Below are 17,974 nucleotides of genomic sequence, written 5' to 3'. Positions count from 1 at the left end.
TCTCCGACCTGCTCTGAGAGGAACGCCACCGATGTCACTCCCACTTGAGGGGCTCTGCGCCGTCGTCACCGGCGCGGGCCGCGGACTCGGCCGGGCCGAGGCGATCGAGCTCGCGCGGCTGGGCGCGAGCGTGGTCGTCAACGACTTCGGCCAGCCCGGCCGGGACGGCTCGGGCGAGGCCTCGGCCGCCCCGGCGCAGGAGGTCGCCGAGGAGATCCGCGCCGCGGGCGGGCAGGCCGTCGCGCACCTCGGCGACGTGGCCGACTTCGAGCAGGCGCGCGAGCTGGTCGAGTTGGCGGTGAGCACTTACGGGAAGCTCGACGTCCTGGTGAACAACGCGGGCATCCTCCGCGACCGGATGGTCTTCTCGATGTCGGAGGAGGAGTGGGACTCGGTGATCCGAGTCCACCTCAAGGGCCACTTCAACACCACCCGTTTCGCCTCGGCGCACTGGCGCGAACGGTCCAAGGCCGCGGGCGGGCCGGTGTACGGCCGGATCGTCAACACCTCCTCGGAGGCATTCCTCGGCGGTTCGGCCGGCCAGCCCAACTACGCCGCGGCCAAGGGCGGCATCGTGGGTCTGACGACCTCGACCGCCCTGGCCCTGGCGAAGTACGGGGTGACGGCGAACGCCATCTGCCCGCGCGCCCGCACCCGTATGACGGAGGACGTCTTCGCCGGCTTCGAGGTCCCGGAGGACGGCCGGCTGGACGCCCTCGCCCCCGAGCACGTCGCCCCGCTCGTCGGCTACCTGGCGTCACCCGCCTCCGCCAGGGCCAACGGGCAGCTCTTCGTCGTCCACGGCGGCATCGTGGTCGTCATGGAACGCCCGAAGGTCGCCGCCAAGTTCGACACGGGCAAGGAGTCCTTCTCCTACGAGGAGCTCGACGCGGTCCTCACCCCGCACTACGACTCCCGCCCGGCGAACGAGACCTTCGCCGCGCCGGAGGTCCTGGGCCTCAGGCACGGCTGACCGGCGGGGCCCTGCCCTACCGCCCGGCCAGCGGAGCCTGCTGCAGGGGGACCGGCCGCGGCGAGGGCGGCGGCCCCGGATCCCTACGGGCCGACGCATCCGTACGGGCCGACGGATGAGCCGGCGGATGGCCCGACGGGCGGGCCGGCGGGGCCATGGCCGGCGGGTCCACCCGCACCGGCGGGGGAGGGGCGGCGGGGAGGGTCATCCCGGCGATCCCGCAGGGCACGTCCGGGAGCGCGTACGGGAGGTGCAGGCGGCCCTGCGGGCTCCACAGGCCCGCCCCGCCGAGCCACCCCGCCGGGGCGGCCAGCCGGAAGACGTACCGGTCGGCGGGGCGCCACAGGCCGATGTCCCCCTCGGGCAGCCGCAGCGCCACCCCGCAGGTCTCCGGCATCAGGGCCTGGCCCGGCTGGACGGCGAAGGGCGCGGCGTCCCCCAACCGCAGGCACTCGGGGAAGCGGACCGGACGCGAGCTGCCCAGCACGCCCCAGCCCAGGCGGGCTTCGCCCGGGGCGTCGGAGCGGATCAGCAGCAGTCCGCTGTCCGGGTCGGCCAGCAGCAGCCGGTCGTCGCTGTCCTCGGTGATCTGCAGCAGCGGGGTGATCCCGGCGTCGCCGCCCAGATCCACGGTGACGGCCTTGGCGGTGCCCTCCAGCTCGCGGTCCAGGGCCAGCAGCCGGCCCGTCCGGTCCAGCCACACCCCGCCCGAGCAGCGACCGGGGATCCGGGCCACCCGCTGCGGCCCGAACGCGCCTCCGGCCACCTGCCACAACGTGGTCACGGAGTCCGACGCCGCCACGGCGAAGGCCCCGCAGCCGTCCGGGGCCGGCGGCAGCAGGAAGACCCGTACGCCCTCCTCCGCGTCCACGCCGCCCAGCTGGAGCTCCCCGGTGCGCGGCCCGGCCGCGGCGCCCGTCGGGTAGAGCAGGGCGAAGGCGTGCCGGTCCGCGACCCGGCGGTGGATCAGCACGCGCCCGTCGGCCAGCGGGAGGAGCTCGCTGTCCGCCTCCTCGGGCTGTGCGAGGGGCAGCGGCACCGCGTAGGGCTCGGGACCGGCGAGGGTCCAGCGCTCCGCGAAGCGCGCCTCACCGTCCCCGGCGAGCCGGGCGGCGTAGGACCCGTCCGCGGAGATCGTGAACGGGGCCGTGGTCGTCATCTCGATGGCACAGACAGTCATCCGGGCCGTCACCTCCGGTGAGGAAGCTAGTTTTCGGGATTCCCGCCGAACAACACGACCAAGGCGGCTTCACACGTAAGGGTGTCCGGGCGGCGATTCGTCTGTGACGGGCGGTGCGACTGTGCTGTGCGGCATCGAAAGGCAGGCCCCGCGGGCCGGCGGCGGGCCGCTTCGCAGGTACCGGCGCTGACCGGACCGGGCGCCACGGACGGTAGCCTTGGCCCGTGCCCCGTCTCTCTGAAGTCATCGCCGCGCTGGACGCTCTCTGGCCCCCCTCGCGGGCCGAGCAGTGGGACGCGGTCGGAACCGTATGCGGCGACCCCGAAGCCGAGGTCGGCCGGGTCCTCTTCGCGGTGGACCCCGTCCAGGAGATCGCCGACGAAGCCGTGGAACTGGGTGCCGACCTGATCGTCACCCACCACCCCCTCTACCTGAGGGGCACCACCACGGTCGAGGCCGGCACGTTCAAGGGCCGCGTCGTGCACACCCTGATCAAGAACGACATCGCGCTGCACGTCGCCCACACCAACGCCGACACGGCCGACCCCGGCGTCTCCGACGCCCTCGCCGGCGCCCTGGACCTGCGGATCACCGGCCCGCTGGTGCCGGACCCGAGCGACCCCGAAGGCCGCCGCGGCCTCGGCCGGATCTGCGAGCTGGACAGCTCCGAGCCGCTGCGGGAGTTCGCCGCCCGCTGCGCGGCCTGGCTGCCGCCGACCGCCCAGGGCATCCGCGTCGCGGGCGACCCCGACGCGATGATCCGGCGGGTGGCCGTCAGCGGCGGCTCCGGCGACAGCCTCCTCGCGGAGGTCCGCGCCGCCGGCGTGGACGCGTTCGTCACCGCCGACCTGCGCCACCACCCGGTCTCCGAGGCCCGCGAGCAGAGCCCGCTGGCCCTCGTCGACGCCGCCCACTGGGCCACCGAATGGCCCTGGTGCGAACAGGCCGCAGCGCAGCTCGACGCGATCTCCGAGCGGCACGGCTGGGGTCTGCGCACCCACGTCTCGCGCACCGTCACCGACCCGTGGACGGTGCACGCGCCGTCCGTACCCTCCCCTTCTATCTCTGGAGCCCCCAACTGAACGCCGAGCCCGCCGACCAGATCCGACTTCTCGACGTCCAGGCGCTGGACGTCCGGCTGTCTCAGCTCGCCCACAAGCGCAAGTCGCTGCCCGAGCACGCCGAGCTCGACACGCTGACCAAGGACCTGGCGCAGCAGCGTGACCTGCTGGTCGCCGCCCAGACCCAGGCGAGCGACACGGCGCGAGAGCAGACCAAGGCGGAGCAGGACGTCGACCAGGTGCGCCAGCGCGCGGTCCGCGACCAGCAGCGGCTCGACTCCGGCGTGGGCATCTCGGCCCGGGACCTGGCGAACCTGCAGAGCGAGGTCGTCTCCCTCGCCAAGCGCCAGGGCGACCTGGAGGACGTGGTCCTGGAGGTCATGGAGCGCCTGGAGGCCGCGCAGGAGCGCGTCTCCGAGCTGACCGAGCGCGTCTCCGCCCTGGAGGCCAAGGTCGCGGACGCCACCGCCCGCCGTGACGCGGCCACCGCCGAGATCGACGCCGAGGTCGCGACGGTCACCAAGGACCGCGAGGTGATCGTCGCCTCCATGCCGGCCGACCTGATGGCCCTGTACGAGAAGATCCGCGTCAAGCAGGGCGGCGTCGGCGCGGCGCGCCTCTACCAGCGCCGCTGCGAGGGCTGCCGACTGGAGCTCGACATGGCCGAGGTCAACGAGATCAAGGCCGCGGCCCGCGACCAGGTCGTCCGCCACGAGAACTGCGGCCGCATCCTCGTCCGTACGGCCGACTCGGGCATCTGATGCAGCGACTCGTCCGGGTCGTCGTGGAGGCGGACGGCGGATCCCGGGGCAACCCGGGGCCCGCCGGCTACGGCGCGGTCGTCCTCGACCCGGCCTCGGGCGAGACGCTGGTCGAACGCGCCGAGTACATCGGCGTCGCGACGAACAACGTGGCGGAATACAAGGGCCTGATCGCGGGGCTCACGGCGGCCCGTGACCTCGCGCCGGACGCGGAGGTCCTGGTCCGGATGGACTCCAAGCTCGTCGTCGAGCAGATGTCGGGCCGCTGGAAGATCAAGCACCCGGACATGAAGCCGCTCGCGGCCGAGGCCGCGCGGATCCTGCCGCGCGCGCAGGTGACGTACGAGTGGATCCCGCGCGAGCGCAACAAGCACGCGGACCGGCTCGCCAACGAGGCGATGGACGCGGGCAGGCGCGGCGGGCAGTGGGAGCCGTCGGCCTCCTCGGCCGCCTTCACGACCCCGTCGGCCGCGCCGGCCCCGTCGGGTCCGCCCGGTGACGCCGCCGCGGGTGCGGCGGCGGCGCGGGCGGCCCTGGCCGCCGCCCGGTCCGGCCCCGACGCCGCGGCCGCCCGCGGCATCGGCGGCGCCGAAGAGGCCCGGGCCGGCCGCGCGGCGACGGGCGAGGCCGTGTCCGCCCGTACGCCGGCCACCGCGCCGGTGTCCGCGGAGGCAGGGGCCGACACGCTCTTCGCGGAGCCCGCCTCCGCTACGGGCGGAGCCGTCCCGCCGGCGGCGCCGGCGCCCGGCCGGGCAGATCGGGACCGGACGGCCACCGCCCCCGCGGGCGGGCAGGGCTGGGCCCCCGACATGGGCGCCCCGGCCACCTTCGTGCTGCTGCGCCACGGCGAGACCGCGCTCACCCCGCAGAAGCGGTTCTCCGGCAGCGGCGGAAGCGACCCCGAGCTGTCCCCGGCGGGCCGCCGCCAGGCGGCGGCGGTCGCCGAGGCCCTTGCGGCCCGCGGCACCGTCCAGACGGTCGTCAGTTCCCCGCTGCTGCGCTGCCGCGAGACCGCGCAGGTCGTCGCCGACCGCCTCGGCCTCGACGTGACCGTCGAACAGGGCCTGCGCGAGGTGGACTTCGGCGCCTGGGAGGGTCTGACCTTCGCCGAGGTGCGGGAGCGCTTCCCGGACGACCTGCAGGCCTGGCTGGACTCCCCGAAGGCCGCCCCCACCGGCGGCGGCGAGAGCTTCGCTGCCGCCACCCGCCGGATCTCGGCCACCCGCGACCGGCTGCTGGCCGAGCACGCGGGCCGCACGGTCCTGCTGGTCACTCACGTGACCCCGGTCAAGATCCTGGTCCGCCTCGCCCTCGGGGCCCCGCCGGAGTCCCTGTTCCGCATGGAACTCTCGGCGGCGTCCCTGTCGGCCGTGGCCTACTACGCGGACGGCAACGCCTCGGTCCGCCTGCTGAACGACACCTCCCACCTGCGGTAGGGGCGGTACGGTCGGTAAGGCCGTAAGGGCAGCCTCAGGGCGCGGACTTGAGCCGGCCGAGGGCCTCGACGGCCCGGGCGAGGGCGCGGGACATGTTCCGCGCCTCGGCCCGGGCGGACTGGACGGCGTGCTCGGCCCGGCGGGGTGCCCCACCGTCCGCAGCGGCCCAGTCGCCGTCCCCGGTGTGCCGGACACCGCGCTCCAGGTGGTCCAACGCGTCTTCGAGGTGGCGGGCGAGGTCGAGCAGGCTCCCGGTCACGGAAGCGAGCTGGGCGGGGTCGGCGTAGGCGCTGCGGGGGTCGGTCGTCGCCTGGGCGAGGTCGCGTATGTGCGCGGCAGCCGCGGCCGCGCGTGCGGGGTGGTCGCTCATGAACCTGAGAGTGCCGCATCCTCCGGCCCACCGACAGGCATCGGCACCGGCCGCGCCTCGATTCGTGGCGCGGGGACCGGGCGCCTGCCCGGCGTCCCGCAGGGCAGGCGCCGCCCGTCAGGCGCGCCGCGCCCAGTCCGGGTCCAGGCGGTCGGCCAGGCCCGCGGCGGTGAAGGCGGCCTCCAACTCCTCGCGGCCCTCGGTGAAATGGGCCCAGCCGTCGTGGTGGACCGGGACGACACGGCGTGCGCCGAGGATCCGGGCTGCCTCGGCGGCCTGCACGCTGTCCAGGACGAGCGGTTCGCCGCCGAAGAGCATGGGGAACCGCGGCGCGCCGGCGAACAGGACGGCGGTGTCCACGGGGGCGAAGCGCTCGGCGATCGCTCCGACGGCGTCGAGGGAGGCGTTGTCGCCGCTGACGTAGACCGTCGGCAGGCCCTCGCCGGTCAGGACGAAGCCGACGACCTGGCCGGTGTAGGGCTCGACCTCCTCGCGCCGGCCCGGGCCGTGGACGGCGGGGACGCCGGTGACGGTGACGGTGCCGCCGCCCGGGCGCTCGATCTCGACCGTCTCCCAGTCGGCCAGGCCCCTGGCCTTCCCGCCGAGGCGGTCTCCGCCGCCGGGGGTGGTCAGGGTGAGCGGCACCTCCGCGAGCAGGGCGCGGCCGGCGACGTCGAGGTTGTCGGCGTGCTCGTCGTGGGAGAGCAGGACCACGTCGACGAGGCCCAGGTCGGCGGGGGCGGCCGCGGCGGGGGCGGTCTTGGTCAGCGTCGGACCCTGCGAGGGGTAGTCACCGGGGCCGTCGAAGGTCGGGTCGGTCAGGAAACGCAGGCCGCCGTACTCGAACAGGGCGGTCGGACCGCCGAACGTGCGGACCGGGAACTGGCCGGCGTGGAGCTGGGACATCGCGTCTCCCTTGATTCTCACGAAAAACCGCCGCTTTTGGCGTGATGGAAGGCTAGGCAGGTGTCACGGAAAAACGCAAGCGCTAACATGAGGGCATGGATGAGAAGCCGGCCGCCCCCGACACCGGGCAGACCCCGCTGCCCCCGCCGCCGGGTGCCGACCGGTACCGGTCCCTGGACTTCGCCGACACCACCGCGAACCTCCCCGCAGGCCACGGCTACGACCTGCTCGCCGCACCCGAGTCCGCCATGCGCTGGCTCGCCGCCCACGAGCTGACCACCCCCGACGTGCAGCTCTACGAGATGTGCGCGCAGCGGATGCGTACCCTCCGCGGACACGTGCGCGCCCTGTTCGCCGCCCGCGTCGACGGCACCACCCCGCCCGAGGCGTCCCTGCGCGCGGTGAACGAAGCCCTCACGGCGGTCCCCACCGCGCCCCTCCTCGCCTGGGACGAAGCCCGGGGCCCGCGCCGCGTCCAGGCGCACCCCACGGACCGGGCCGTCAACCACGCGCTGGCGATCCTCGCCGCCGACGCCGCCGACCTGCTCACCGGCCCGGACGCCGACATCCTCGCCGCCTGCGGCGCCGCCCCCTGCGACCGGTTCCTCATGCGCACCCACGGCCGGCGCCACTGGTGCTCCACCCGCTGCGGCGACCGCGTCCGCGCAGCCCGCGCCTACGCCCGCCGCACGGGCGCCACGGACTGACGGCACAGGGCATTCGGGACGCCCCGGTGATGTCAGACTCCCCAGAAACTCCCCGGAACGGGGAACGGTCGACCTGATCGGGGCTCCGCCCAAGACGGGGCGGATGGGGGCAGACGAGTCGGCCTGTACGCCGGGTTCTGTCACCCGGTGACCTCGCGGTCGCCGGGGAGACGGCCATCCATCTAGGACCGGCGTTGCCGCCGGCCTCGTGCGGTCTACCCGCGAACTCGGGCGGGCAGCCCTCAGGCGTTCGCGCAGACCCGTCCGGGGACGGATCCTCTTGACCTTGCTCCAGGTGGGGTTTACCTAGCCGCCTGGGTCACCCCAGGCGCTGGTGGTCTCTTACACCACCGTTTCACCCTTACCGAGGGCCGAAGCCCCCGGCGGTCTGTTTTCTGTGGCACTGTCCCGCGGGTCACCCCGGGTGGGCGTTACCCACCACCCTGCCCTGTGGAGCCCGGACGTTCCTCGGCGGGATCCTGGGATCCCGACGCGGCCGCCCGGCCGACTCGTCTGCCGTGGCGACCATGTTACCGGCTGTGCCGTCACCGCTTGACCTTGCCGCAACGGCAGGGTTTCTACTGAGGGCATGCGGATCGGAGAGATCGCCGCGGTCGTCGGTGTCACCACCCGGGCGATCCGGCACTACCACCATGTCGGCCTGCTCGCGGAACCGGAGCGGCGCCCCAACGGATACCGGGCCTACACCGTCCGGGACGCCGTCCTGCTGGCCCGCGTACGCCGGCTCACCGAGCTCGGCCTCAGCCTCGACGAGGTGCGCGACGTCCTCGCGGACGACGCCGGGCGCGACCTGGCCGACGTACTTCAGGAGCTCGACGCCGACCTCGCCCGCCAGGAGGCCGAGATCCAGGAGCGGCGGCGACGGCTCGCCGTACTGCTGGCCGCCGGGCCGGGAGCGGGCGAACCGCTCTCGCCCGCGCTCGCCGCACTGCTGGAGAAGGCGCCGCGGACCACGTCCCCGACCGCCGCGAAGGACCGCGAACACCTGACGCTCCTCGACGCGACCGGTGTCGGCGGCGAGGAGGTCTACGCCGCACTCGGGCCGCTGGCCGCCGACCCCGGAGTGCTCGCCCTGTACGAGCGGCTGGACGAACTCGCCGACGCCGCCGTGGACGATCCGCGGATCCCGGGCCTCGCGGCGGAGCTGGTGGCGGCCGTCCCCGAGGAGGTGTTCGCGGCGATCCCGCGGGACGGGGTGGTCGTGCCCGGGTTCAAAGAGGCACTGCTCGCCGACTACGCACCCGCGCAGGCGGAGGTCGTCCGCCGGGTCATGGAAGCCTTCATGGAGAGGGGACGGGGATGACCCGCACGACACGGGCGGCACGGATCGCCGCTGCCGCCGTGCTGCCGGCCGAACTGGCACTCGTGGCGTGCGTCGCGGCCGGGGTACGGCTGCCCGGGGCCGTTCTGACCGCGGCGGAGGCGGTGGTGTCGGCGGTGCTGCTGCTGGAGGCGTGGGCGCTCCACAGGCTGTACGCCGCTGCCCGGGCCGCCGGTGAGGGGCGGGGAGCGGCCCTGCGGACGGCCGTGCGGGCCGTGGTGCCGGTCCAGGTCCGGCGGCTGCTCCGGCACGAGCTGCGCGCCGGAGCCTCGCTCGGCCGGTGGGTCCTGCGCAGGAAACACGGGGTGCGCCCCGGGGACCTGGCCGCCGGCTACACCGGACCGCAGACGGCCATGATGTACGGGATGGTCTTCGTGTCGGTCGTCGAGACCTTCGCCCTGGCCCTGCTCATCCCCTGGCCGGCGGTGCACCGTGCGGTGCTCGTACTGGACGTGTACGGGATCGTGCTCCTGCTCGGCCTTCACGCCTCCTGCGTCACCCGGCCGCACGTGGTCGGAGCCGACGGCTCGCTGCGCATCCGCTACGGCGCCCTCTTCGACCTTGCCGTCCCGCCGGACGCGGTGGCCTCGGTACGGGTGGACCGCCGCTACCCCGAAGGGCGGCTGGTCACGCTCTCCGAGGACGGGGTGCTCGACCTCGCCGTCGGCAGCCAGACCACGGTGACGCTGGAACTGAACCGCCCGCTCACCTTCGTCCGCCCGCTCGGCGCCCGCGCGGCGGCCCGCACGATCCGCTTCCACGCCGACGATCCCCGCGCCCTGGTCACCACCCTCCGCCGCCCGGCGTAAGTCCCTCCCCGGCACCCCCTACGCTGTTCGGGGGGCCGCACCCCTGCGTCGTGCCGTACAGAAGGAGAACCACCGTGCTCGTGCTGCTGCCGCCCTCCGAGGGAAAGGCCGCCGACGGCTCCGGCGCACCGCTCCGGCCGCAGGAGCTGTCGCTGCCCGGTCTGGCGCCGGCCCGGGCGGCGGTGCTGGAGGAGCTGGTCGAACTGTGCGCCGGCGACGAGCTCAAGGCGCGTGAGGTGCTGGGCCTGAGCGAGGGTCTGCGCGGCGAGGTAGCCAAGAACGCGCGGCTGCGCTCGGCGGCGGCCCGCCCGGCGGGGGAGATCTACACCGGCGTGCTCTACGACGCGCTGGGACTGGCCGACCTGCCCGCGGCGGCGCGGGCGACCGCCGAGGAGGCGCTGCTCGTCTTCTCGGGGCTGTGGGGCGCGGTGCGGATCACCGACCGGATCCCCTCGTACCGCTGCTCGATGGGCGTGAAGCTCCCCGCGCTGGGCGCGCTCGGCGCGTACTGGCGCGGCCCGCTGGCCGAGGTGCTGCCCGCGGCCGCCGGGGACGGGCTGGTACTGGACCTTCGTTCGGCGGCGTACGCGACGGCGTGGAAGCCCAAGGGCGAGGTGGCGGGCCGGACCGCGACCGTGCGGGTGCTGCACTCACAGATGGTGGACGGCGTGGAGAAGCGCTCCGTGGTGAGCCACTTCAACAAGGCCACCAAGGGCCGCCTGGTCCGGGACCTGCTGGTGGCCGGAGCCGTGCCCGGCTCGCCGGCGGAGCTGGTGACGGCGCTGCGGGACCTGGGCTACGCCGTCGAGGCGGAAGCCCCCGCGAAGGCCGGCCGCGCCTGGTCCCTCGACGTGGTCGTCACGCAGATCCACCACTGACGGACGGATCCCGGCCCGGCGGCGCCGCCGACGGCGCGCCCGTGGCGGTGGCCGGGGCACGGCCCCCGGCGCTTCACGTTCCGGCGCCTGGCGTCCCCGTGCGGTACGGGTCAACGTCCCAGCGCCGTACGTCGTCAACGTCCCAGCGGCGTACGGGTCAGCGGCCCAGCGGCCAGGCCACCGTCGCCGGGGTGCGCTCGGAGGTGTCCGCGTACGCGGCGCAGGCGTCGGTCAGGGCTTCCAGGAGGGTGAGCGGGTCGGGGAGAGGGTGCTCCATGCCGCGGATCCAGGTCACCGCCTGGTCGCCGGGGAGGGCCGCCGGGGGGACCAGGACGTAGCTGCCGCGGCAGTGCCAGCGCAGCCCCGGGTGTTCGTCCATCGTCTCGGGGTGGCAGTCCAGCGCGCACGGCCACCACTCGTCCTCGTCCTCGGGGGTGCCGCGGGTGGCGGTGAAGAAGAGCATCCGGGCCTGGTCGCCGCTGCCGCCCGACTCGGCGACGGGGCCGACCTTGACGCCGGTTTCCAGGAGCCGCGCGAGGGCGGCGGCACCGGCTTCCAACGGGACGTCGAGTACGTCGTGGACCATGCCGGTCGCGGTGACGAAGTTGGCCTGGGGCTCGTTGCGCGCCCACCGCTCGATCTGCGCGCGGTCGGTGGTCGACTGCGTCTGCCAGGCGAAGGAGACCGGATGTCGGGCCGGGGTCGGACAGCCGATGCGGTCGCACGAACACCGGTAGCCGGCGGGATGGGCGGCCGGGGCGAGCGGGAGACCCGCTGCGGCGACGGCCAGGAGGAGCGCCTCGCGCTCTCGTGCGGGGTCCTCGGCGGTGGGTTTCTGCCGCCGGCGCAGCCACTGGGAGATCCTGCTCTGCTCGCCGCGTTTGACGCGGCCGGACTCAGACCCCATCTATCCCCTCACCTCACCGTTGCCCCGGCAGACCTTCACATGGTCCCACCATCCTGCGCCCCGGGTGACCGCTCTCGATGACCGGGGGGCCGGGGATGGGTGAGCGCCAACCACAACATATCCACAGAATCAGGGCAAACATTCCCGGGTGAACGCAGGTTGTCCTGCGGCTAGCGGGCGGTGACGTTTGCCACCCCGCCGAGCACTCTGTCCACCAGTGCGTCGGTGTACGCGTGCGTGAGGGGCGCGGTGCGCAGCAGCCAGCGGTACGTCAGCGGTCCGAGCAGCATCTCCACCGTCAGCCGCAGATCCGTGTCGGGTGCGAGCTGGCCGGCCTCGCGGGCCGTGCGCAACCGGGCCTCGTACAGGGCGAGCTGCGGCTCCAGCAGCTGCTCGGTGAACCGGGCGCCGAGCTCGGGGTCGGTGGCTCCGGCCGCGGTCAGGGCGCGCGCGGGGGCCTCGTACTTCTCGTCGTTGAACTCGTCGACCGTCGCCCGCAGGACGTGCTTGAGGTCGGCGGCGAGGTCCCCCGTGTCGGGGAAGCCGGTCCACTCGGCGTCCGTCTCCGCGTCCCCGGCGAGCGCGAGGGAGGCTTCGAGGAGGACGGCCGCCTTCGACGGCCACCAGCGGTAGATGGTCTGCTTGCCGACGCCGGCGCGGGCGGCGATGGCCTCGATGGTCAGCTTGTTGTAGCCGACCTCCCCGACGAGGGCGAGCGCGGCGTCGAGGATGGCGCGCCGGGAGCGGTCGCTGCGGCGCGTGGCGTCAGGGGTCTTGGTCATGCCCGAGAGTATCGCAGCGAGACGTCTCGTCTCCTCAGCCTCAGCCACGGCCGGAGCCGCCCCCATCGCCCCGAGCCCCGCCGCAGCCCCCGGAGTTCATCGATTTCGTAAACCACCCCATCGGTCCACTGCGGCGTACCCGTCCCAGGGGAGACGATTCCTTCCAGCACTCGTCCCGAGTCGTGAAAGTCGTGAGGAGCCTTCTTTGCGCAGAGACGCCACACCCCGGCGCTACCTGATGTGCCCACCCGCACATTTCAAGGTCACGTACTCCATCAACCCGTGGATGGATCCCACGAAACCGGTGGACCTGCCCCTCGCCCAGGCGCAGTGGGAGGACCTCAGGGACCGGTACCTGTCCCTGGGCCACACCGTCGAGACCCTCGTACCCGATCCCGCGCTGCCCGACATGGTGTTCGCGGCGAACGGGGCGCTGGTGGTCGACGGCCGGGTCCTCGGGGCCCGGTTCGCCTACCCGGAACGCGGCCCCGAGGCCCGTATCCACCTCGACTGGTTCCGCGACAGCGGCTATCAGGACGTCCACGAGCCCGCCCACGTCAACGAGGGCGAGGGCGACTTCGCCGTCACCGCGAGCTTCATCCTCGCGGGCCGCGGCTTCCGCTCCAGCCCGCTGTCGCACTCCGAGGCCCAGGAGTTCTTCGGCCGGCCCGTCATCGGCCTCGACCTGGTGGACCCGCGCTACTACCACCTGGACACCGCGCTCAGCGTCCTGGACGGCGACGAGGTCATGTACTACCCCGACGCCTTCTCGCCCGGCAGCCAGGGCGTGCTGCGCAGGCTCTTCCCCGACGCGCTGATCGCCGACGGCCGCGACGCGGCCGCGCTCGGCCTGAACGCGGTGTCGGACGGCCGACACGTCCTGCTCCCGCAGGGGGCCACCGGGCTGTTCGGACCGCTGCGCGACCGGGGGTTCGAACCGGTACCGATGGACCTCGGGGAACTGCTCAAGGGCGGCGGCAGCGTGAAGTGCTGCACCCAGGAGCTGCGCCCCTAGGGGGTGTCGTCGTCCGAGGGCGGCGGCCAGGCCTGGCCCCAGTCGGCGTCCCGAGCGGCCTTGTACAGGCCGCCGTGGCGCTTGGTCACGTTGACCCGGGTCAGGCCTGCCCCGTCGCCCTCCTCGGGGCCGCACAGTTCCAGCAGGACGAGCCCCTTGCGGATCTGCGGCCGGCGCGTGATCCGGGATGCGGCCGGCTCCACCGGGAAGCGGGTCGCGGCGACGTAGCTGAACTTCTCGTCCTCGTAGGGGAGTGAGCCGCCCTTGACCTGCCGGTGCAGGGAGGAGCGGCTGACCCGCGCCGAGAAGTGGCACCAGTCCTGGCCGACCTCGATGGGACAGGTCCCGTCGTGCGGGCACGGCGCGGCGACCCGCATTCCGGCCGCGATCAGCTGCTCGCGGGCCTCGCGGATGCGCAGGTAGCCCTCCGGTGTGCCCGGCTCGATCAGCACCACCGCGCGGCCCGCCCGCGCCGCCTCGGCGACGACGGCCGTACGGGCCTGCGGGGTCAGCTCGCCGAGTACGTACGACACCGTCACCAGGTCGGCGTCGGGGACGGCCATCCCCGTGCCGATGACGGCCCGCCGCCACTCGGCGCCGCGCAGCACGGGCGAGGCGGAGGCGGCCGCCAGCTCCCGGCCGAGGGCCAGCGCCGGCTCGGCCCAGTCCAGGACCGTGGTCCGGCGCGGACCGTCCCAGGTGGCGTCCACCGCCCAGGCCGCGGCGCCGGTGCCGCCGCCCACGTCCACGTGCGACTCCGGCGCCCAGTCGGGCGCCGCGTCGGCGAGGGCGTCCAGGGCGGCCCGTACGGCCTCGAAGGTGGCCGGCATGCGGTAGGCCGCGTACGCCGCGACGTCCGAGCGGTCGCGCAGTACGGGTGCGTCGGTGGGGGTCCGCCCCCGGTAGTTGGCGATGAGCCGCTCGACGGCGGCGGTGGCCTGCTTGGGCGGGAGTCCGTCGAGCAGCCCGCCGAGCGTGCTGCGGAGGGTTTCGGCGGTGGTGGGGGCGGAGGCGTTCACCTGCCGAGTTTACGGCGGGCCGGGGCCGGGACCGTCCGCGAGGGCCGGGCTTCTCGGCTCACTCCCCGGCGGGGGCGGGCGCGGCCTGCGCGCCCGGCTTCCGCCACGGCCGGCACAGGGCCAGGAAGCAGCCCGCCGAGAGCACCGCGCACACCAGCTGCACCAGCGCCATCGGAACGGCCGTGTCCTCACCCGCGATGCCCACCAGCGGCGACGCGATCGCGCCGACCAGGAACGAGCAGGTGCCCAGCAGCGCCGAGGCCGATCCGGCCGCGTGCGGGGTCCGCATCAGCGCCTGCGCGTTGGTGTTCGGCAGCACGATGCCCATCGCGGACATCAGGACGAACAGCGCTGTGGCGATGGGGGTCAGCCCGACCTCGCCGAAGGCCCCCGTCGCCATCAGCAGCAGGGACACCGTGGCGGCCGCGACGACCGCGAGCCCGACGGCCAGCACCTTGTCCAGGCTGACCCGGCCGACCAGCAGCTTGCCGTTGATCTGGCCGACGAGGATCAGGCCGACGGAGTTCAGGCCGAAGAGCAGGGAGAAGGTCTGCGGCGAAGCCCCGTAGATCTCCTGCACCACGAAGGGGGAGGCGGAGATGTAGGAGAAGAGTGCGGCGAAGGCGAAGCCGCCGGTCAGGGTGTAGCCGGTGAAGACCCGGTCGCCGAGCAGGCCGCGCATGGTCCGCAGTGCGGAACCGACGCCGCCGGTGTGCCGCCGCTCGGGCGGCAGGGTCTCGGCGAGGCCGCGCCAGACCATCAGGGTCAGGACGGTGCCGACGCCGGTGAGGACGACGAAGACGCCCCGCCAGTCGGCGAAGCGCAGCACCTGGCCGCCGATCAGCGGCGCGACGATCGGGGCGGCCCCGGATATCAACATCAGGGTGGAGAAGAAACGGGCCATCTCGTCGCCGTCGTACAGGTCGCGTACGACGGCGCGCGCGATGACGACCCCGGCGGCGCCGGCCAGTCCCTGGAGCAGCCGGAAGGAGATCAGCAGCTCGGAGGTCGGGGCGAGGGCGCAGATCGCGGTGGCCAGGACGTAGACGGCCATCCCGGCGAGCAGCGGCCGGCGCCGGCCCCACCTGTCGCTCATCGGGCCGATGACGAGCTGGCCCAGGGCCATGCCGGCGAGGCAGGCGGTGAGGGTCAGCTGGATCGTCGCGGCGGGGCTCCGCAGGGACTCGGTGACCTGTGGCAGAGCCGGCAGGTACATGTCCATGGAGAGGGGCGGGAGGGCGGTCAGCCCGCCGAGTACGAACGTCACGAGCAGGCTCGTACGGCGTGCTGCCTTCAGGGGCGCGGAGACGGACGCGGAGGGCGATTCGGGCGACGGGCCGTGCGGGGGTGCCGTCGCGGGGCCTCTCTCCGACATGCGGTACTCCAGTCTTCTCATCTGCTCTTATGCACCCCGACCGACCCATGCTCTCAGCAATCGGAACGTCCGGGGACCGGAGCGCGCTGTGACGTACCCTGCGGCCCCATGGACGAACGCACGAAGAAGATCGCCGTGGTGACCGGCGCGGGCTCCGGAATCGGCCGCTCCGTGGCCCTGGCCCTGGCCGCGGCCGGATGGGCCGTGGCCCTGGCCGGCCGCCGGGCCGAGCCGCTGGAGGAGACCGCCGCCGCGGCCGGGCCCGACGCCGACGTGCTGTGCGCCCGCGCCGACGTGTCCGACCCGGACGACGTGACTCGGCTGTTCGAGTCAGTGCGCGACCGGTACGGGCGCCTCGACCTCCTCTTCAACAACGCGGGCACCTTCGGGCCAGGCGGGGTGCCGCTGGAGGACATCACCTACGAGGCCTGGCGCTCCGTCGTGGACGTCAACCTGACCGGCGCCTTCCTCTGCGCACAGGCCGCCTTCCGCCAGATGAGGCGGCAGGACCCGCAGGGCGGCCGCATCATCAACAACGGCTCCATCTCCGCCCACGTGCCCCGCCCGCACTCGATCGCCTACACCGCCACCAAGCACGCCATGACCGGCCTGACGAAGTCCCTGTCGCTGGACGGGCGCCCGTACCGGATCGCCTGCGGCCAGATCGACATCGGGAACGCGGCGACGGAGATGACCGAGCGGATGCAGACCGGCATCCTCCAGGCCAACGGGCAGCTGGCCGTCGAACCGGTCATGGACGCCGCCGACGTCGCGCGCACCGTCCTGCACATGGCCGAGCTGCCGCTGGAGGCGAACGTGCAGTTCGCGACGGTGATGGCCACGTCCATGCCGTACATCGGCCGAGGCTGAGCCCCCGGCCCCCGCTTCCTGCCCGCTGCTCCCCGCCTCCTGCCCGCCCCCTGCGGATCTCCGTTGCGACCGCGCGGGACGGGCGCCGATCATGGCCGCATGACCGATACCGAGGTACTGCGCTACACCGCCTTCTCCGGCGACCCCGACGGCGGCAACCCCGCCGGGGTCGTGCTCGACGCCTCAGGGCTGGACGACGCCGCGATGCTGGAGATCGCCGCCGGGCTGGGCTACAGCGAGACGGCCTTCCTCACCGGCCCGCCCGAGGAGCTGGGCGGACAGGAGGGCCGGTCCTTCACCGTGCGCTACTTCAGCCCCAAGGCCGAGGTCCCCTTCTGCGGCCACGCCACCGTCGCCACCGCCGTCGCGCTCGCGGAGCGCATCGGCCCCGGCGAACTGCTCCTCGCCACCCGCGCGGGAACCGTACCGGTGTCCGTCACCGCCGAGGGCGGCCGCCTGCGGGCCACGCTGACCAGCGTCGAGCCGCACACCGAGGAGATCGGCGCCGCCGACCTCGCCGAGGCCCTGGCCGCGCTCGACTGGCCGCAGGCCGACCTCGACCCGGCGTTCGCGCCGAGGATCGCCTACGCCGGAGCCCGCCACCTGGTGCTCGGCGCCGCCACCCGGGTCCGCCTCGCGGACCTCGACTACGACTTCGCCCGGCTGGAGGCGCTGATGCGGCGCCTGGACCTCACCACGGTCCAGCTGGTCCACCGCGCCGGCCCGGCGGAGTTCCACGTACGCGACCCGTTCCCGGTCGGCGGCGTCGTCGAGGACCCGGCGACCGGGGCCGCTGCGGCCGCCTTCGGCGCGTACGCCCGCGAGCTCGGCCTGGTCCCCGAGGAGGCCGTGCTGACCCTCCACCAGGGCACGGACATGGGCCGTCCGGGCGTCCTCACGGTGGAGCTGCGCGCGGGCGACCCCCGCGTCCGCGTCGGCGGCACCGCGGTCCGCATCCCGTGAGCGCCGACGCGGCGCCTCCGGCGTTCGAGGAGCGGGGCCCGGGGCGGGACGCGGGCCCGCGGGTGGCCGGCTTCGCCGAGGCCGGCGTACCCGCCGCGCTGGCTGCCCAGGTCGCCGACCTGGAAGCGCAGGCCTGGCCCGGCTCCACCCCGGGGCACGACCCGGCGCTCACGCCGCGCACCCTCCTGCTCGTCGACGACGAGGGAACGGTCGGCGCCGCCCTGTCGCTGCTGTACAAGGAGATCCGGCTCGGCGCCCGCACCTACCGCGCCGCCGGGCTGAGCGCCGTCGTCACACGGACCGCGGTGCGCGGCCAGGGCCTGGGTGGCCGGCTGGTGGCCGCCGCCCGGGCGGAACTCGCGGCGGACCCGGCCGTCGACCTGGCGCTGTTCAGCTGCGACCGGCCCCTGGCACCGTTCTACGAGGCGGCCGGCTTCGCGCCGCTGCCCGGCACGGTCCTCGTCGGCGGCACCCCCGAGGAGCCGCTGGCCACCGACACCCCGGGCTTCGACAAAGTGGTGCCGGCGGCCTTCTTCACCGACACCCCGGCCGAGGACCGCGAGGCCTTCACCGGCGTACGCGTCCCCCTGCACCCCGGGAGCATCGACCGGCTCTGGTGA

General features: G+C 74.4%; 18 protein-coding genes, 1 other RNA gene and 1 pseudogene. 12 read left to right on the top strand and 8 right to left on the bottom strand.

What is annotated here, in order from left to right:
• Positions 1–31 precede the first annotated feature (31 nt).
• Positions 32–973 (top strand): 3-oxoacyl-ACP reductase, encoded by a 942-nt coding sequence (locus BSL84_RS10210; RefSeq protein WP_030030094.1) that lies wholly within the window; start codon positions 32–34, stop codon positions 971–973.
• A gap of 16 nt (positions 974–989) precedes the next feature.
• Here the strand turns inward: BSL84_RS10210 and BSL84_RS10205 are convergent, their stop codons facing one another.
• Positions 990–2,153, bottom strand: a complete 1,164-nt coding sequence (locus BSL84_RS10205; RefSeq protein WP_075970198.1) for a hypothetical protein — start codon at positions 2,151–2,153, stop codon at positions 990–992.
• 224 nt (positions 2,154–2,377) lie between these two features.
• Here BSL84_RS10205 and BSL84_RS10200 point away from each other — a divergent pair, with 224 nt between their 5' ends.
• From BSL84_RS10200 to BSL84_RS10190, 3 genes are read left to right on the top strand one after another with little or no spacing between them, the layout of a single operon-like run.
• Complete coding sequence (locus BSL84_RS10200) at positions 2,378–3,235, top strand: Nif3-like dinuclear metal center hexameric protein (RefSeq protein WP_030031352.1); 858 nt, start codon at positions 2,378–2,380, stop codon at positions 3,233–3,235.
• Entirely contained in the window at positions 3,232–3,975 is a 744-nt protein-coding gene (locus BSL84_RS10195; protein WP_199816153.1) for a zinc ribbon domain-containing protein, read from the top strand. Before BSL84_RS10200 ends, BSL84_RS10195 begins: the two co-directional genes overlap by 4 nt.
• Complete coding sequence (locus BSL84_RS10190) at positions 3,975–5,411, top strand: bifunctional RNase H/acid phosphatase (protein WP_075970197.1); 1,437 nt, start codon at positions 3,975–3,977, stop codon at positions 5,409–5,411. Before BSL84_RS10195 ends, BSL84_RS10190 begins: the two co-directional genes overlap by 1 nt.
• A 34-nt stretch (positions 5,412–5,445) precedes the next feature.
• On the opposite strand, the gene BSL84_RS10185 is transcribed toward BSL84_RS10190, so the two are convergent.
• A complete protein-coding gene (locus tag BSL84_RS10185) occupies positions 5,446–5,781 on the bottom strand; it encodes a hypothetical protein (RefSeq protein ID WP_037664819.1) in 336 nt (111 codons plus the stop codon).
• A 117-nt stretch (positions 5,782–5,898) separates the two neighbouring features.
• Positions 5,899–6,687, bottom strand: coding sequence for an MBL fold metallo-hydrolase (locus tag BSL84_RS10180; protein ID WP_075970196.1), 789 nt, complete (start codon positions 6,685–6,687; stop codon positions 5,899–5,901).
• Positions 6,688–6,782: 95 nt separating this feature from the next.
• Between BSL84_RS10180 and BSL84_RS10175 the strand changes: the two genes are divergently transcribed.
• Positions 6,783–7,394: an ABATE domain-containing protein gene (locus tag BSL84_RS10175; RefSeq protein ID WP_045322008.1), complete on the top strand. Its 612-nt coding sequence runs from the start codon at positions 6,783–6,785 to the stop codon at positions 7,392–7,394.
• Between the two features lie 110 nt (positions 7,395–7,504).
• Here the strand turns inward: BSL84_RS10175 and rnpB are convergent.
• An RNA gene (gene rnpB / locus BSL84_RS10170) (RNase P RNA component class A) lies at positions 7,505–7,906 on the bottom strand.
• Between the two features lie 77 nt (positions 7,907–7,983).
• On the opposite strand from rnpB, the gene BSL84_RS10165 reads away from it, so the two are divergent.
• The 3 genes from BSL84_RS10165 (at position 7,984) to yaaA (ending at position 10,423) form a co-directional block, all read left to right on the top strand.
• A complete protein-coding gene (locus BSL84_RS10165; RefSeq protein ID WP_030032932.1) occupies positions 7,984–8,718 on the top strand; it encodes a MerR family transcriptional regulator in 735 nt (244 codons plus the stop codon).
• The gene (locus BSL84_RS10160; RefSeq protein WP_075970195.1) at positions 8,715–9,545 is read left to right on the top strand and encodes a hypothetical protein; all 831 of its coding nucleotides are present in this window, start codon (positions 8,715–8,717) and stop codon (positions 9,543–9,545) included. Before BSL84_RS10165 ends, BSL84_RS10160 begins: the two co-directional genes overlap by 4 nt.
• A 74-nt stretch (positions 9,546–9,619) precedes the next feature.
• Positions 9,620–10,423 carry a peroxide stress protein YaaA gene (gene yaaA, locus BSL84_RS10155; RefSeq protein WP_030030517.1) on the top strand — a complete coding sequence of 268 codons (804 nt, stop codon included), beginning with the start codon at positions 9,620–9,622 and terminating at the stop codon, positions 10,421–10,423.
• Positions 10,424–10,580: 157 nt separating this feature from the next.
• On the opposite strand, the gene BSL84_RS10150 is transcribed toward yaaA, so the two are convergent.
• The gene (locus BSL84_RS10150; RefSeq protein ID WP_075970194.1) at positions 10,581–11,330 is read right to left on the bottom strand and encodes a bifunctional DNA primase/polymerase; all 750 of its coding nucleotides are present in this window, start codon (positions 11,328–11,330) and stop codon (positions 10,581–10,583) included.
• Positions 11,331–11,500: 170 nt separating this feature from the next.
• A complete protein-coding gene (locus tag BSL84_RS10145) occupies positions 11,501–12,112 on the bottom strand; it encodes a TetR/AcrR family transcriptional regulator (RefSeq protein ID WP_030030520.1) in 612 nt (203 codons plus the stop codon).
• Positions 12,113–12,299: 187 nt separating this feature from the next.
• Between BSL84_RS10145 and ddaH the strand changes: the two are divergent.
• Positions 12,300–13,127, top strand: a pseudogene (ddaH, locus tag BSL84_RS10140) (dimethylargininase); the annotation flags it as partial.
• Here the strand turns inward: ddaH and BSL84_RS10135 are convergent.
• Positions 13,124–14,146, bottom strand: a complete 1,023-nt coding sequence (locus BSL84_RS10135; protein ID WP_045322004.1) for a small ribosomal subunit Rsm22 family protein — start codon at positions 14,144–14,146, stop codon at positions 13,124–13,126. The pseudogene ddaH and the gene BSL84_RS10135 sit on opposite strands and share 4 nt — an antisense overlap.
• Before the next feature lie 58 nt (positions 14,147–14,204).
• On the bottom strand, positions 14,205–15,521 hold the full coding sequence (locus BSL84_RS10130; protein WP_199838714.1) for a Bcr/CflA family multidrug efflux MFS transporter: 1,317 nt from the start codon (positions 15,519–15,521) through the stop codon (positions 14,205–14,207).
• A gap of 108 nt (positions 15,522–15,629) precedes the next feature.
• Here BSL84_RS10130 and BSL84_RS10125 point away from each other — a divergent pair, with 108 nt between their 5' ends.
• From BSL84_RS10125 to BSL84_RS10115, 3 genes are all read left to right on the top strand, one after another.
• The gene (locus BSL84_RS10125; protein ID WP_045322003.1) at positions 15,630–16,391 is read left to right on the top strand and encodes an SDR family oxidoreductase; all 762 of its coding nucleotides are present in this window, start codon (positions 15,630–15,632) and stop codon (positions 16,389–16,391) included.
• Positions 16,392–16,490: 99 nt separating this feature from the next.
• Complete coding sequence (locus BSL84_RS10120; protein WP_075970193.1) at positions 16,491–17,354, top strand: PhzF family phenazine biosynthesis protein; 864 nt, start codon at positions 16,491–16,493, stop codon at positions 17,352–17,354.
• A complete protein-coding gene (locus BSL84_RS10115) occupies positions 17,351–17,974 on the top strand; it encodes a GNAT family N-acetyltransferase (protein ID WP_234308401.1) in 624 nt (207 codons plus the stop codon). The genes BSL84_RS10120 and BSL84_RS10115 overlap by 4 nt, the downstream gene beginning before the upstream one ends.

The sequence above is a fragment of the Streptomyces sp. TN58 genome (assembly GCF_001941845.1).
In the GTDB taxonomy this organism is placed as follows: Bacteria; Actinomycetota; Actinomycetes; order Streptomycetales; family Streptomycetaceae; genus Streptomyces.
This window is presented reverse-complemented; position numbering and strand designations above follow the sequence as displayed.

Excerpts from the sequence above, each read along its gene's own strand:
- BSL84_RS10180 (WP_075970196.1), bottom strand. The coding sequence starts at position 6,687 with ATGTCCCAGCTCCACGCCGGCCAGTTCCCGGTCCGCACGTTCGGCGGT.
- BSL84_RS10210 (WP_030030094.1), top strand. The coding sequence starts at position 32 with ATGTCACTCCCACTTGAGGGGCTCTGCGCCGTCGTCACCGGCGCGGGC.
- BSL84_RS10125 (WP_045322003.1), top strand. The coding sequence starts at position 15,630 with ATGGACGAACGCACGAAGAAGATCGCCGTGGTGACCGGCGCGGGCTCC.
- BSL84_RS10120 (WP_075970193.1), top strand. The coding sequence starts at position 16,491 with ATGACCGATACCGAGGTACTGCGCTACACCGCCTTCTCCGGCGACCCC.
- BSL84_RS10185 (WP_037664819.1), bottom strand. The coding sequence starts at position 5,781 with ATGAGCGACCACCCCGCACGCGCGGCCGCGGCTGCCGCGCACATACGC.
- BSL84_RS10150 (WP_075970194.1), bottom strand. The coding sequence starts at position 11,330 with ATGGGGTCTGAGTCCGGCCGCGTCAAACGCGGCGAGCAGAGCAGGATC.
- BSL84_RS10145 (WP_030030520.1), bottom strand. The coding sequence starts at position 12,112 with ATGACCAAGACCCCTGACGCCACGCGCCGCAGCGACCGCTCCCGGCGC.
- BSL84_RS10205 (WP_075970198.1), bottom strand. The coding sequence starts at position 2,153 with ATGACTGTCTGTGCCATCGAGATGACGACCACGGCCCCGTTCACGATC.
- BSL84_RS10190 (WP_075970197.1), top strand. The coding sequence starts at position 3,975 with ATGCAGCGACTCGTCCGGGTCGTCGTGGAGGCGGACGGCGGATCCCGG.
- BSL84_RS10130 (WP_199838714.1), bottom strand. The coding sequence starts at position 15,521 with ATGTCGGAGAGAGGCCCCGCGACGGCACCCCCGCACGGCCCGTCGCCC.
- BSL84_RS10160 (WP_075970195.1), top strand. The coding sequence starts at position 8,715 with ATGACCCGCACGACACGGGCGGCACGGATCGCCGCTGCCGCCGTGCTG.
- BSL84_RS10165 (WP_030032932.1), top strand. The coding sequence starts at position 7,984 with ATGCGGATCGGAGAGATCGCCGCGGTCGTCGGTGTCACCACCCGGGCG.
- BSL84_RS10175 (WP_045322008.1), top strand. The coding sequence starts at position 6,783 with ATGGATGAGAAGCCGGCCGCCCCCGACACCGGGCAGACCCCGCTGCCC.